This is a genomic window from Agrobacterium sp. 719_389 (assembly GCF_900188475.1).
Lineage (GTDB): Bacteria > Pseudomonadota > Alphaproteobacteria > Rhizobiales > Rhizobiaceae > Agrobacterium > Agrobacterium radiobacter.
The window spans coordinates 250,563-263,615 of record NZ_FYEM01000002.1 but is presented as its reverse complement, the minus strand read 5'-3'; the positions used below and the strand labels follow the sequence as shown (position 1 = coordinate 263,615).

General features: G+C 58.7%; 12 protein-coding genes and 1 tRNA gene. 8 read left to right on the top strand and 5 right to left on the bottom strand.

The window, feature by feature from the left end; translation table 11 throughout:
- The first annotated feature begins 10 nt into the window (after positions 1-10).
- The 3 genes from mdoC to CFB10_RS04930 are packed head-to-tail and all read left to right on the top strand — an operon-like array spanning position 11 to position 3,966.
- Positions 11-1,213, top strand: coding sequence for a glucans biosynthesis protein MdoC (mdoC, locus tag CFB10_RS04940; protein ID WP_081629668.1), 1,203 nt, complete (start codon positions 11-13; stop codon positions 1,211-1,213).
- Between the two features lie 57 nt (positions 1,214-1,270).
- Positions 1,271-2,686, top strand: coding sequence for a Wzx-type polysaccharide biosynthesis protein UppV (gene uppV, locus CFB10_RS04935; protein WP_020012091.1), 1,416 nt, complete (start codon positions 1,271-1,273; stop codon positions 2,684-2,686).
- Positions 2,687-2,694: 8 nt separating this feature from the next.
- Positions 2,695-3,966: a GNAT family N-acetyltransferase gene (locus CFB10_RS04930; RefSeq protein WP_003507069.1), complete on the top strand. Its 1,272-nt coding sequence runs from the start codon at positions 2,695-2,697 to the stop codon at positions 3,964-3,966.
- Between the two features lie 54 nt (positions 3,967-4,020).
- Here CFB10_RS04930 and uppQ read toward each other — a convergent pair whose 3' ends face one another.
- Positions 4,021-4,671 (bottom strand): polysaccharide biosynthesis GNAT family N-acetyltransferase UppQ, encoded by a 651-nt coding sequence (gene uppQ / locus CFB10_RS04925; protein ID WP_020012092.1) that lies wholly within the window; start codon positions 4,669-4,671, stop codon positions 4,021-4,023.
- A gap of 295 nt (positions 4,672-4,966) precedes the next feature.
- Between uppQ and CFB10_RS04920 the strand changes: the two genes are divergently transcribed.
- A tRNA-Leu gene (locus CFB10_RS04920) sits at positions 4,967-5,051 on the top strand.
- Between the two features lie 267 nt (positions 5,052-5,318).
- The gene (locus CFB10_RS04915; protein WP_020012094.1) at positions 5,319-5,834 is read left to right on the top strand and encodes a disulfide bond formation protein B; all 516 of its coding nucleotides are present in this window, start codon (positions 5,319-5,321) and stop codon (positions 5,832-5,834) included.
- 31 nt (positions 5,835-5,865) lie between these two features.
- Here CFB10_RS04915 and CFB10_RS04910 read toward each other — a convergent pair whose 3' ends face one another.
- Positions 5,866-6,423, bottom strand: a complete 558-nt coding sequence (locus CFB10_RS04910; RefSeq protein WP_003585610.1) for an HNH endonuclease — start codon at positions 6,421-6,423, stop codon at positions 5,866-5,868.
- A gap of 346 nt (positions 6,424-6,769) precedes the next feature.
- On the opposite strand from CFB10_RS04910, the gene CFB10_RS04905 reads away from it, so the two are divergent.
- From CFB10_RS04905 to CFB10_RS04895, 3 genes are all read left to right on the top strand, one after another.
- Positions 6,770-7,069 carry a hypothetical protein gene (locus CFB10_RS04905; protein ID WP_026364017.1) on the top strand — a complete coding sequence of 100 codons (300 nt, stop codon included), beginning with the start codon at positions 6,770-6,772 and terminating at the stop codon, positions 7,067-7,069.
- A 133-nt stretch (positions 7,070-7,202) separates the two neighbouring features.
- Positions 7,203-7,808, top strand: a complete 606-nt coding sequence (locus CFB10_RS04900) for a transglutaminase-like cysteine peptidase (protein WP_020012097.1) — start codon at positions 7,203-7,205, stop codon at positions 7,806-7,808.
- 261 nt (positions 7,809-8,069) lie between these two features.
- Positions 8,070-8,861 (top strand): metallophosphoesterase family protein, encoded by a 792-nt coding sequence (locus CFB10_RS04895; protein ID WP_020012098.1) that lies wholly within the window; start codon positions 8,070-8,072, stop codon positions 8,859-8,861.
- Positions 8,862-8,892: 31 nt separating this feature from the next.
- Here CFB10_RS04895 and CFB10_RS04890 read toward each other — a convergent pair whose 3' ends face one another.
- The 3 genes from CFB10_RS04890 to CFB10_RS04880 are packed head-to-tail and all read right to left on the bottom strand — an operon-like array spanning position 8,893 to position 12,925.
- Positions 8,893-10,119 carry a glycosyltransferase family 4 protein gene (locus CFB10_RS04890; protein WP_020012099.1) on the bottom strand — a complete coding sequence of 409 codons (1,227 nt, stop codon included), beginning with the start codon at positions 10,117-10,119 and terminating at the stop codon, positions 8,893-8,895.
- Positions 10,116-11,453, bottom strand: a complete 1,338-nt coding sequence (locus CFB10_RS04885) for a polysaccharide pyruvyl transferase family protein (RefSeq protein ID WP_020012100.1) — start codon at positions 11,451-11,453, stop codon at positions 10,116-10,118. The genes CFB10_RS04890 and CFB10_RS04885 overlap by 4 nt, the downstream gene beginning before the upstream one ends.
- Complete coding sequence (locus tag CFB10_RS04880) at positions 11,441-12,925, bottom strand: lipopolysaccharide biosynthesis protein (protein ID WP_020012101.1); 1,485 nt, start codon at positions 12,923-12,925, stop codon at positions 11,441-11,443. Before CFB10_RS04880 ends, CFB10_RS04885 begins: the two co-directional genes overlap by 13 nt.
- Positions 12,926-13,053 lie beyond the last annotated feature (128 nt).

Here is a 13,053-nt window from a genome sequence, read left to right as displayed (position 1 = left end):
CGGGGGAAAAATGCAACCGGGCAAATCAGACTACGAGCATTACTGGGACCCGCTCAGGGCTCTCCTCATGCTGCTCGGCATTCCCTATCACGCCTCCCTCATCTACAGCCATGCCTTGCCATGGGACATCAAGGATTTTGAAACCAGCCCGCTCCTGAGCGCGCTTGGCGCCGCGCTCTCCACCTTCCGCATGCCGGCTTTTTTTGTAGTGGCCGGATATTTCTCCATCATGGTTATCGGCAAGAAAGGCAAGATGCGCTGGCTCAGGCAGCGTTTCCTGCGCCTCGGCGTGCCCTTTATTGTGGCAGTCCTTCTGCTCGGGCCATTGCAGCTTTTCCTGCTGCAACTGGCCGGTGTCGCCAAGGGCGACATCCCGGCCGACCGGCTGCTGGAGAGCCTACCAGGCCTGCTGCATCCGAGCGAACAGTGGATCATGCATCTGTGGTTCCTGCCGGCCCTTATCGTCTATTCCATTCTGCTTGCCGGCCTGCTGTTTCTTACGGAACATAAGCCATTGGCATATGCGAAAGATTGGTTCGACAGCCTGCGGCAGCGACATGTCACACTGTTTTTCGCAGCGCTCTGCACCCTTCCGGTTTTGTGGGAATTGATGATCTACGGATCCGGCCTGCTTGCGGCAAGGACCGCAAGCGGTTTCTTTCTTCTCTATGAACGCGCTTCCGACCCCTATGCGCGCTACCTGCCATTTTTCCTTGTCGGGGCCGTGCTACACCGTGATCGCGCCCTCTTTCACCGCTTTCGCCAGACGGGTCTTCTCACCGGCATCGTCGCAGCGAGCGCCATCGCAACCGCGGTAACCCTGCGCCTGCAAAATCCCCTTTCGAATTCGGCCCTGCTGGTGCTGGTGTCGACAATTGCGGCGGTGGCCACGAGCCGTCTGCTGATTGACCTCGCCTGCCGATATTTCGACGGGCCAAACCGCTTTGCCAGACGCATGACGGATGCATCCTTCACCATCTACCTGTTTCACCATCCATTGATTTACGCCTTCGGAACGCTCTTCATCCTGATTGCGCTGCCGCCAATCGTGGAATTCGCCATCATCGTCGTGGCCACCACCTTGGTGGCCTATATGCTGCATCAGGCGATACGCCTCAGCCCACTCGCCCTTTTCCTGTTCAATGGCATCCGCGGGCCGAAGAAGGTGGAGGATATTGGCACACAGGCCGGCGCCTCCCAAACCCTTCGTTAAGGATGAAGCGCGTATAATCGGCTTGCCTATTCAACTGGAAATGATGGCGTGTGGATCATGGCTATCCTCAACACGGCGGAAAAAGCCTTACCCGCAGGCCTGCGCGCGAAGCTTTCGCCGCTGGTAGCGAAGGTCGCCGTCCTTCTTTCCGGCGGAGATGAGGTTTCCCGTGCGCAGCGCATGGCGCTGGTTGCATTTGCGGTGCGCATCGTCAGCGCCGGCATCGCCTTCATTTCGCAGATCATTCTTGCCCGCCTGATGGGGGAGTTCGAATATGGCCTGTTCGCCTTTGTCTGGGTTCTGGTGATCCTGTTCGGCAACCTCTCCTGTCTCGGTTTTCACACGACCGTCATCAGGTTTTTACCCGGCTACCGTATGGAGGATGCCCATGACAAGATCATGGGACTGACCTCGACGGCGCGTGTCTTCGCCATGTTTTCGGCCAGCGCGCTTGCGATTTTCGGTTTCGTTTTTCTGTATTTCTTCGGCGAGCGCATCGCCTCCTATTATCTCATTCCCGTTTCGCTGGCGCTTTTCACCCTGCCGATGGTGGCGCTGGGCGATGTGCTGAACGGCACCGCGCGCGCCAATGGCTGGGCGGTTTCCGCTCTCAGCCCCACCTATATTATCCGCCCGGTGCTGATCCTGCTGTTCATGCTGGTGGCAATCGGTTTCGGAGCGGAAAAAACCGCGACGACGGCCATGCTCACGGCCCTTCTTGCCACCTATGTCACCACGCTTTTCCATTTCGTCTTCATGGACCGCCGGCTCAACCGGCATTTCCGCAGCACGGCCCGAAGGGTTCATTTTCGCCACTGGATAAGGTTCGCCTTTCCGATGTTCCTGATCGACGGCATCGGGTTTTTGATGACCAATTCCGATGTGGTGATTGTCGGGCTTTATCTGCCGCCGGATCAGGTGGGCATTTATTTCGCCGCGGCAAAGACCATCGTGCTGATGCAATTCGTGTTTTTCTCCGTGCAGGCGGCAGCCGCCCCGCGTCTGGCCGCCCTGATGTCTGCCAATGACAGGCAGGGGCTCGCCGGTTTCGCCAGCCAGGCCGCGCGCTGGGCCTTCTGGCCGTCGCTTGCCGTCGGCAGCGTGGTGCTTCTGGCCGGCCCGTTCCTGCTATCGCTTTTCGGTCCCGGCTTCGTTCAGGGCTACGAGCTGATGTTTTTCCTTTTCGCCGGTTTTCTCGCCAAAGCGCTGATAGGCCCGGGAGAAACCTTGCTGAATATGGCCGGCAAACAAAAATTGTGCGTCGTGCTTTATATTATTATCTTCGGTTGCAACATTGCACTCAACATGGCGCTCATTCCGGTCTATGGTCTGGCAGGGGCCGCGGCAGCGGTGGCGATAGCCATGTGCATAGAAGCTGTGCTATTGCATATTGCCATTCGCCGCACACTCGGGATCGTCCTTTTTGCCTTCAACGATCCCCGGGCGGGCCAAAACACTGGGAAGGCGGTGTAACGATAAGCATGTCCAGCGATCCAAAGAATCCGGATTTTCAGGACCCGCGCATCGCCGCACTGATGGCGTCTGCGGAGCGTGACCGTCCCGTAGCCGACAGCAGCCGACGCGTGGGGCGCGATGGCCGGGAATTCTGCATCTATCCGGGTCAGCTCGGTTACGACATGCAGGAAGAACTCGACTTTCTGTCCAACCGCGTGATGGAGGCGAATGTCTTCTTCACCGGACGGCTTCTCGCACCCGCCATGCCGCGGATCGAGGACAAATCCGTGCGCTTTGCGCTTATTCGCGATGAGAACGGCGCCAGAAGCCGCATGCGCTTCCTGATGCCTTTCACCGTGGAAAAGCCCGGCTTTTCCATCGGCCCTTCCATTATTCGCGTCTGGGCCAATCCGTTCGGGCCGCTTGGTACGCCGCTGGTTGATACCGAAGGGGCCGCCGAAACCCTCGACAATCTTTTCGACGCCCTTTCCGACCGCAACATGCGTCTGCCCAACGTTCTGGTGTTGCCGGATGTTAGGCTGGAAGGGCCTTTTGCCCGCATGTTCAAAGCCATCGCGCTCAGCCGCAACCTGCCGGTGACGACGACAGGCAATTATCACCGGCCGATGCTGGAAAGCCTGCTTGATGGCAGGGCCTACCTGCAAAACGCCCTTGCACCGCACCATCTGCGTGAAATGAACAGGCAGTGGCGCCAGCTCGAAAAAATTGGGCCCCTCGCCTATACCGTTACCCGGCAGCCGAAGGACGTGCGCTATCGCATGGAGGAATTTCTGGCGCTGGAGGCGAGCGGCTGGAAAGGGCGTAAACGCACCGCGCTGGTCAACGACCGTTATCGCGCCGCCTTTGCCCGCGAGGCGATCACCAATCTGGCCGAGGCCGATGCGGTGCGTATCCACACCATCGATCTCAATGGCAGCGCCATCGCCTCCATGGTCGTCTTCATCACGGCGGGCGAGGCCTATACGTGGAAAACCGCTTTCGACGAGAGCTATGCGCAATTTTCTCCCGGCAAGCTGCTGGTGCAGAAACTGACCGACTGGCATCTGGATGACGCCAATATCCTGCGCAGCGACAGCTGCGCCGTGCCCGATCATCCGATCATGAGCCGCTTCTGGCAGGAGCGCCAGGAAATGGGCACGCTGGTGGTGGGGCTTGCCCAGAACAGCGACCGCGACGTGCGGCAGGTTTCCACGCAGGTGGACATGTACCGCAACACCCGCAACCTCGCCCGCAGCCTGCGGCAGAAGATCCTGTCCTTCGGACGCAAGGGCAATTGATCCGAAGGACGCCATCGGCGCCCTTCGGAGTTTATGATGCGGGTAAAGCCCGCTTCAGCGCGAAGCCGTCCGGATCATCTTGCACAATTGCGTCAGAGCCGCATCGTATCCGCCGCCCAGAATATCGACACAACGGCGGGCGAGCTTGATCTGCTCGGTCCGCGACATGTCGTTATAGGCCTGAATGACCTGACGCATGGCGCCAGGCGTCATTGGTCCCGATGTGCCGGGATTGTTAGGGCTTCCCGGGTTCCCAGGATTTCCCGGATTGCCGGGGTTACCCGGCGAACTTGAGCCGCCAATGCCCAGCCCGACATCAACGCCCACCCCGCTCGAGCCGCCGACATTGGCTCCGACATTGGCATTGACACCGTTCGACCCGCCAACGGAGGCGTTCACGCCCGCATTGACGCCGCTGGAACCGCCGACGGATGCATTCACATCCGCATTGACCCCATTGCTGCCGCCGACCGAAGCGTTGACATCCGCGCCCAATCCGCCGCCGCTCCTGCCGCCGACATCCGCACTGGCGTTGACACCACCGCTGCCGCCAACGGAGGCATCGACCCCGAGCCCGCCGCTGCCATTGCCACCCACACTGGCATTAACCCCATTCTCACCGCCGATCCCGATATCCAGCGCATGGGCATGGACCGGCAGGATCAGGCAGGCGGACAGTAATAAATTGCGAGAAAAAGCCCTCATAATTTCCTCCCTATGAGTTTGGCCATTCCCGCCCCGCGTGGAAGCTCCACCCGGACATCATAATTCAATTAGTAATTGCGTATATTCTAATTTATTAGAGGTGCCTAATATTACCTTAATGCCGCAACTGCAGGTGTCGCGATCCGGCACAGCCACCGGCCGCACCAGTTTGATCGGCGGCCCGGCAAAGGCGGAAAAGCGCGCGCGCAAACACGCGCAATTCAAAAGGATAAGTCAGCTTTGGGGTTGCACGCATGGCCCTCACCATGATAGACGCCGTGGCATTACCACCGTTGCCCCAATGGCGGAATTGGTAGACGCGCCGCACTCAAAATGCGGTTCCGAAAGGAGTGCTGGTTCGATCCCGGCTTGGGGTACCATTTCCAAAACCGCATTGATTTCCTTCACTTTGTCCAGCGCCTCCAAGTGAACCCTTTAACGGTCTCACGCCGGCCGGCAAGCTCACGAAACTTTGCTTGCGCACCCCCCGAATATTGCCAGGCTTTCATTTGCCAGATGCGGCGGACTGGATTAGACGAATCCCGTTACACCCCGTGAGGACCGGCGACTTAATTTCGCCATCACGCCCGCCTTTTTGAAAGCCCGTCCGGGATATCTGCTTCTTCGCGAAGTTTGAGGAAAACAACATGGCCAATGCGACCACCGCCGACAATAGCCGCACGCTCGCCGCTCTCGGCGTCACGGCGGGAATGATCTTCACCGTCGGCTCCGCCCTCGGTTTCCAGCATATTGGCGGTTATACGCCCTGCGCGCTGTGCCTGCTGCAGCGCGATCCCTATTATTACGCCATTCCGCTGGGCATATTGGCCGTTGCGACCAGCATTTTCAAATTGCCCGTTCAGATCACACGGGTGCTTCTTGCCCTTATCGGCGTGGCGATGCTGATCGGCGCCGGGCTTGGCGTTTATCACGCCGGCGTGGAATGGGGCTTCTGGGCAGGGCCGATTACCTGCGCCACCGGCGCGCCTTCCATCACCACCAATGCCGGTGATCTCCTGGGTAATCTGAACGCCATCAAGGCGCCCTCCTGCAATGACGCTGCCTTGCGGGTGCTCGGCCTTTCCTTCGCGGGCTGGAATGTCATCGCAAGCGTTGCACTTGCGGCAGTCGCCTTTTTTGGCGCGAGCCGTAAAAGCCGGTAAGCGGGAAAACCGCATTGCAGTCCTGAAAAGATCAGGGCTGCAGTTCGGTATCCCAGTAAAGATAGTCCATCCAGCTTTCGTGCAGATAATTGGGCGGGAACAACCGCCCATTATTGTGCAGATCCTGAACCGTTGGCTGGAAGGGCTTCTGCGCCGGGAACATGCCCGCCTGCTTGGGAAGCTTGCTGCCTTTTTTAAGGTTGCAGGGAGAGCACGCCGCAACGACGTTGTGCCAGGTGGTTTCACCGCCATGCGCGCGGGGAATCACATGGTCGAAGGTCAATTCATCCCGCGTGCCGCAATACTGGCATTCGAACTTGTCCCGAAGGAAAACGTTGAAGCGTGTAAAGGCGGGGTTGCGGGTGGGCTGCACGTAAGTCTTGAGGCTGACGACGCTCGGCAGCCGCATGGAAAAGCTGGGGGACGACACCGCGTGATCATATTCTGCAATGATGTTCACACGGTCTAGAAAGACAGCCTTGATCGCGTCCTGCCAGGACCATAACGACAAGGGATAATAACTCAGTGGCCTGTAGTCTGCGTTCAGAACGAGCGCCGGCAGGGCCTGTGGTGAAACTGCAATCGTCAAGGGCTTCTCCTGAGCGATTCGGCATCTGCACTTGTATATTAGGTCCGTTGTTACAGGATTGTGAAGCCTATAAATGCAGCGGCGAAGAGCTTAATTTTTGAGCCCCGGAATGGCGTTTTTCGCGCTCCTGACGATCAAGCGGCACGGTGACGCCTCTTGGCGACGTGACACCACTGGCTGATGCGGCAGGGAGGCGATTCGGCCCTTGCCAGACACAAATCCTTCTCACACCGGATGCAATATCGGTGATATGATTACCCCCGACGGACGCTGGAAAATCAATGCGCGCCGGGCATGGCAAATGTGCGGCGGCGTCATCCATTATTTCATCCATGGAGGAACGGCCATGATGTTAGGCAGATGGCGGGCGGCGCCGTTGTGGGGAAGCTTGGCGGCCGGCGTTCTCACCGTCGTAATCGGCTTCTCAGCGAGCGCCCATGCGCAGCAATATCAGAATTTCGAAGTGACGCCGGACGGTCGCGGCGGGGCGCAGGGAACGATCGGCGGACGCAATTTCGAAGTTTACCGGAATTACGACCGGCCGCCGGCAAGCAGAGCCTCACCCGATACACGGCGGGAACTCCGACGAGCCGTCCCGCAAGAGACCTGTATTGTCGATACGGAGGGTCGAACCCGCTGCAAGTGAGCGCGAACCCCATTTTTCAGCGCTGTAACAAAATTAGATTTCATTAAAATGCAATCTATCGACTTAAACGGCCCGCAAGAATGGGTCGCTATGGTGCCAGCACAAGAGAAGGCAACTGTGCAGGGGCAAGGACATGGCGAAGAGAACAATCCGTCTGGCAACGTTTTTTGCCGTCGCTGCCGGCATGGCGGCGAGCATTGCGACCACCGCATCGGCCGTGCAGCTTGGTGGCCTTGCCCAAAAGCCCGGCGCATCGCGGCCCGGCCTCTTCATGACCACGAGCCGTCCGACCATCGCACCCATTGCCTTTGCGAAATTCTGCGAAAGCGCCGCCGACCAGTGCATCCGGATTGGCGACCGCGATACGGTGGAACTGAGCAAGCAGAAGCGTGCGGAACTCCAGCGCATCAACGCCGAGATCAACACCTCGATAATCTATGCCAGTGAAGGGGACGGCGAAGACGACTGGAAACTGAACCCGGCAAGCGGCGACTGTGACGATTATGCGGTGACCAAGCGGCAACGCCTCCTGCGCGCCGGCTGGCCTTCGGGCGCCTTGCGCATTGCCACTGCCCGCACAACGGACGGCATAGGTCACGCGGTTCTGGTCGTCAGCACCAGCCAGGGCGATCTGGTGCTGGATAACCGCACCAACGTCGTCAAGCCATGGAAAGCGGTGGATCTGAAATGGATCAAGATCCAGTCGCACGAGGACCCGCGTGTCTGGCTGAAACTCTAGAACATGTCTTTAGGCTGAAACCGCTCTTTCGGACGACAGGCATTCGACCGCCGGTTAAGGCAACGTATCTTTCGGTCATCAAAGAGGGTATTCTCTCCTCGCAGAATTGACGCGTCCCGCTTTACAAGAGCCGCCTCTCGCTGCTTCGTCCGGCGGGTTTTGACGGGTGACCCAGCATCGCGTCAACGCAGCTTTGGCGGGTGATACGGCAGCCGCTTTCAACACTCTTGACCTTGTGCAGGAGAGACAGTATCGGCAGCTATGCCCAAGGTGCTCAACTGGATTCGCGGTCGTAAACAACCAGCCTCCCGCGACGACCGGAGGCGACGCAGAATCGACCTTGGCGACAAGCCAGCCTCCTTTCCGATCTATGCCATTGGCGACGTGCATGGCAGCCTCGACCTGCTTTTGCAGGCGGAGCGGAAAATCCTTGCCGATCTCGGACCCGACCCCTCTCCCGCGCTGGTCGTTCTCCTCGGCGATTATGTCGATCGCGGGCGCGATTCCCGTGGCGTTCTAGACCATTTGCTGCAGCCGCCGCCAGCGCCGTTGCGCCGTATTGCGCTTTGCGGCAACCATGAGCAGCTCTTCCATGATTTTCTCGAAAATCCGCAGGAGAACATGCACTGGCTGGACTTTGGCGGCCGCCAGACGCTTCTGTCCTACGGGGTCGACGTCGACTATTTCCTGCAAAAGGGTCGCCTCAGACTGCAGCCGTTCAGGGATGCCCTGCTCGGCGCAATTCCGCAGACCCACCGCCAGCTTTTATCCAGCCTGCCGATCTACGCCCGGCTAGGGTCTTATATCTTCGTGCATGCAGGCTTGAGACCGGGATTGCCGTTGGAGGCGCAGACCGATGAGGACATGCTCTGGATCAGGGAGCCGTTCCTTTCACAAGGGGCAGGGCTGGACCTCGTCGTCATCCACGGCCACACCCCGGTAACCGAGCCGGAAACCGGCCCGCAGCGGATCGGCATCGACACGGGTGCATTCACCACGGGCAGGCTTACCGTTCTCAGACTTTCGGATGCGGGCTTACATCTGATTGGTTAAGCGCGTTGCCGCGACCTCAAGACTAGCGGTTTCAACCAATTCGCCTGCCGCTCAGAATATTATCAAGGGTCGTCATTTGCTGGCGATTCCATTCAATGGCGTCCTCAAACGCCCTGTTTCCCAGTTCCCGCCGCTGATCGTGGCTGGAAGTGAGCTGCAGGACAGCGTCGGCGAAACCCCTGTGGTCATCATCGTCCACAATGACCACGCCGCGCCGGTATCGTTCCGAAAGCCCCCTCGCGCCCGTGCGGGTGCTGATTGTGGGAACACCGGCAGCCAGGGCATCGAGCAATTTTATATTGATGCCTGTTCCAAGCGTGATGGGGTTGATGGAAAGCGGCGCACGCATAAAGGCGTCCTTCACATCATCCACGCGGCCGAGCTTGAGAATACCCTCTTCATCTTCAATCTTGCCACATATTCCGCCCGCCAGCACCAGACGAACATCCGGCCGGGCGGCCCTTACCAGCGGCATGATGTTCCGCAGAAACCCCTTCAGGGAAATGATGTTGGCGTCATTAGCGGAACCGAGAAACAAAAAGTCGCTCGGCGTAAAATCTTCCACTTTTCCATTGAGATCGAGAATATGACTGACGGTTGCGAGAACCGGCGGCTCTTCCCCCAGCCGCTGCCGGAACGCATGTTCCTCTTCCTCCTGAATGGCGACAACCACATCCGCACGGCGCAATGCCCGGCATTCCACTGCCGGCGGCACCGAAAACCAGTATCCATATTTGTTGGCGGTATGGATGAACGCCTTGTGCCGGTCGGCAAAGGAATCATGAGTATCGAGAATACGCAACACGCCCTTCGGCAAACCCAGAAACGCCCTTGAGTGAAACGCATATTCCACAATGACGGCATCGATCCCCAGCCGCTGCTGAATATCGCGAAGCTGCCTGCCCATTTCCGGATAATAGAATTCATCCATCTGGTTATAAAAACCACGCTCGCGGCCAAGCAGCCGGTGGAGCTTGCGAAGGGCCCGAAACGACGTCAAGCCAACCTCGAAACCAAAATCGACGGGAAGTCGGGTGCTGAGGCTGCCCCCCTGCCGGGAAACACGGTGCAGGTGATGCGGCCCGAATTCAGCCTCGTGACCCGCCGCATCGAAATCGGTGGCGATCGTGCCGTCGACATAGATGAAATGCACCTCGTGCCCGAGGCTGCGCACGGCGCGCGTCAGCTGGAGAATCCTGCTCCGCGCGCCTTCATTGGCGGGAACGACCGGAAATGCCGAGACGAAAGCGACTTTCATGAAAGGACTGAAGCACGCGCCGGGAAAGTCTCGAACAGCTGAAAATTCCTCTTCGACATCGCCAGAATTTCCGGCAGTTTTTTCCCGACGTTTTCACGGATTTCGTCGGATTGGTCGATAAATTCGATCAGTGCGCTCTTGATACCATCCTGCGTAAGGAAGGAAGACGGAGAAAGCAGATCGGCAGCGGACAGACCAAAATGCTGATAGAGCCCTTCGAACTTTCCCTGATAGGCGATGCATATCGCTGGAACGCCTTTGCCGAGCGCCGCAATAGCGAGATGCATGCGCCCGCTGACGAGGCCGTCAAGCTGGCCGGCGACGCCTTTCAAGACGGGCGCTGACCATTTTCCGTCGAGATAACGGACCCTGTCAGTTCTGGACGCAGGCACACGCTCGGCGATAGCCTTGAGATAGGCCTGATCGCCCACATTGTCGCGATAGTCATGCGGGATGAGCAGCCAGCACACCGGCCGGGCATCGACGGCAAATTGCAACGCTTCCGCCGCGTGCCTGATGACCGCCTCGGTCTGCGCGCGGTCGGCGTTTTTGAACAGCATCGGATGCAGGTTGAAACCCATGACCCGGTATCCCTCGGCTCGCTTTCGCGCGATCCATGAACGCGTGCCCTCATCAGGTTCCGATGGAACGAGACTGAACGCGGAATCGGAAACGAGCGCCGCATTGGTCTTCGCGAAGGTTTGCAGGCGCTCGAGCGAGATAGTGTCACGCACCTTGAGCGAGCATTCCGGATGAAGGGAACGATAGAACATCGCCAGGGGGGCATGCGGCGTTTCATTGAAGCTGAAGCCGAGAATGACGTTCCTTATTCCGGCAGCGGCGGCGAGATCCGCACTCGCAAGAAGTTTTGCGCTGACCAGGGGGTGGTAGTACCCATCCATGACATCGGCGCCGACAACGACGACACTGTCGTATTTTCTTGTCGCGTATTGCTGTGCCAGGGCTTTTATGAAGTCGGGCTTGCCAAAGATATCGACGGGGACAAAACCCCTCTGGTAAGCGGAATCGGCATAGTCCATCCCGTCAACAAGAATGTCTATCTCGACATCGGGGTTGCTCGCACGGGCATGTTGCAGCGTCGCGGTGATCATCGCATCATCGCCCAACGAGCCGAAAAGGGTGATGGGGTCGCCGGCCACGATCAAAAGCCGGCTTAACCGGTCGCCGGTAGCGGCGGGTTTCATGCCTGCCTTCAATTCCTGCAGATCGTCAAAGAGTTGCCGAAACGCGATATCCCTTCTTCGCCGCTCGATATACTTCACGGCTCTCTGGCGCAGCGGTGCTGGCAGTATTTTTTTTATCAGCTTGCGCATTTGCTTTCCTTTCGGGAAATGATTTTGCCCATGACGAGCGCGATGGCGGACCGGGCCTCGTTCCGCGCGGTCAGCACCAGAAGCAGAAGATAGGCCGCGCCGAAAATGGAGCCGAGCAGGATGCCGGAGATGAAATCGCCGGCGCCCAGCAGCTTGACCTCGGGACGCATCCATTGAACGAGCAGGAAGCAGAAACCGCTGGAGGCGAAGCTCGGCAGAAGCAGGAGGAATATTCGCCACAGCCCGATGCCAAGCTCGCGGGCGATGAAGAAAAATGTGAAGGGCGTGGAGGTCAGCTGCCCGACAGCATAAACGATGACGATTTCCCTGATGCTATCAGTCGGAACCAGCAGGATCAGCAGGATCGTCGAAACCGCCTTGATGCTTCCGGCAATAAGCACCTTGTTCGGTTTGCCGCGCGCGGAGAGGAAAGGCGCGTTTTGAAACTGAACACATTGCAGCGCGCCCAGCAGAAGTAGCGGTTGCGCCACCCCTTCGGCGCCCTGCCAGCGCACCCCAAAGAGCACGTTGCAGATTTCCGGCGCCAATGCCGCGGCCAGCACGAAGACCGGTGTCGAGAAGATCGCCGACATGGTGATCGACTGCTTGTAGAGCGCCGCCATGCGTTCCCGTTCATACGATATGCGCGAAAGCACCGTCAGTGAAACGTCATAAAGCGCCGCCTGAAGCAATTGCATCAGAAGTTGATAGAGCCTGCTGCCAACGGTGTAGAGGCCGAAGAGCGCGACCCCGTAATGTCCGAGGATCATGAAATCGATCAGGCGTGTGGCCGCGAAATCGACAATACGAAGGCCAAGCGCCGACGAACCGAAGCGAAGCAGTTCAACGAAGGTGCCGGGGTTGAGAGTGGCGCCCGGCAGCCAGTGCGGCTTTCGCCAGAGCCAGATCAGCGTGACGATGGTGGCGACATAGGTCTGAACGACGAGGCTCCAGACACCGAGGCCCATGATTGCGAAAACAATCGCCACGCCGCCACCGATGATGTTCGATATGAAGGTTCTGATCGCCAGCGGCTTGAAAGCCAGCGCGCGGCGATAATTCACCTCCTGAAACATCGATGCCGTGTTCAGCGGCAGCAATATGCAGATCGCCACGATGACCGGCGCCAGCCCTTCGACCTCAAACCAGCGCTCCAGCTCCGGAGAGAACACGCAGACGGCAATGGCCAGCAATGTCGCCACCGCAACCGAGGCATAAAACGGCAGATTGACGTCGCTGGGCTCCAGATCGCGTTTCTGCACGATTGCATCCGCGAATCCGAATTCCGACAGCATCTGGATCAGCATCAGCACCAGCCCGGCGGTGGCGACCATGCCGTAATCGGTGGGGCTGAGGAAACGGGCGAGGACGATGAAGAGAATGGAGGTGAAAAGCTTGCCGCCCCAATTCTGGACGATGGACCAGAACACGCCTTTCAGGGCGGCATTGCCTATCGACGTTGCCTCGGACATCAATCCACCACCTGCAAAACCGGCCGCATCAACGCACCGGGCGCAGCGACCGCAAAACAGTCGACGCCCATGCCAGGAAGGCGGAGGCTGCCGTTATCGCTTCCCACCATATGCTCTCTCCTTCAAAG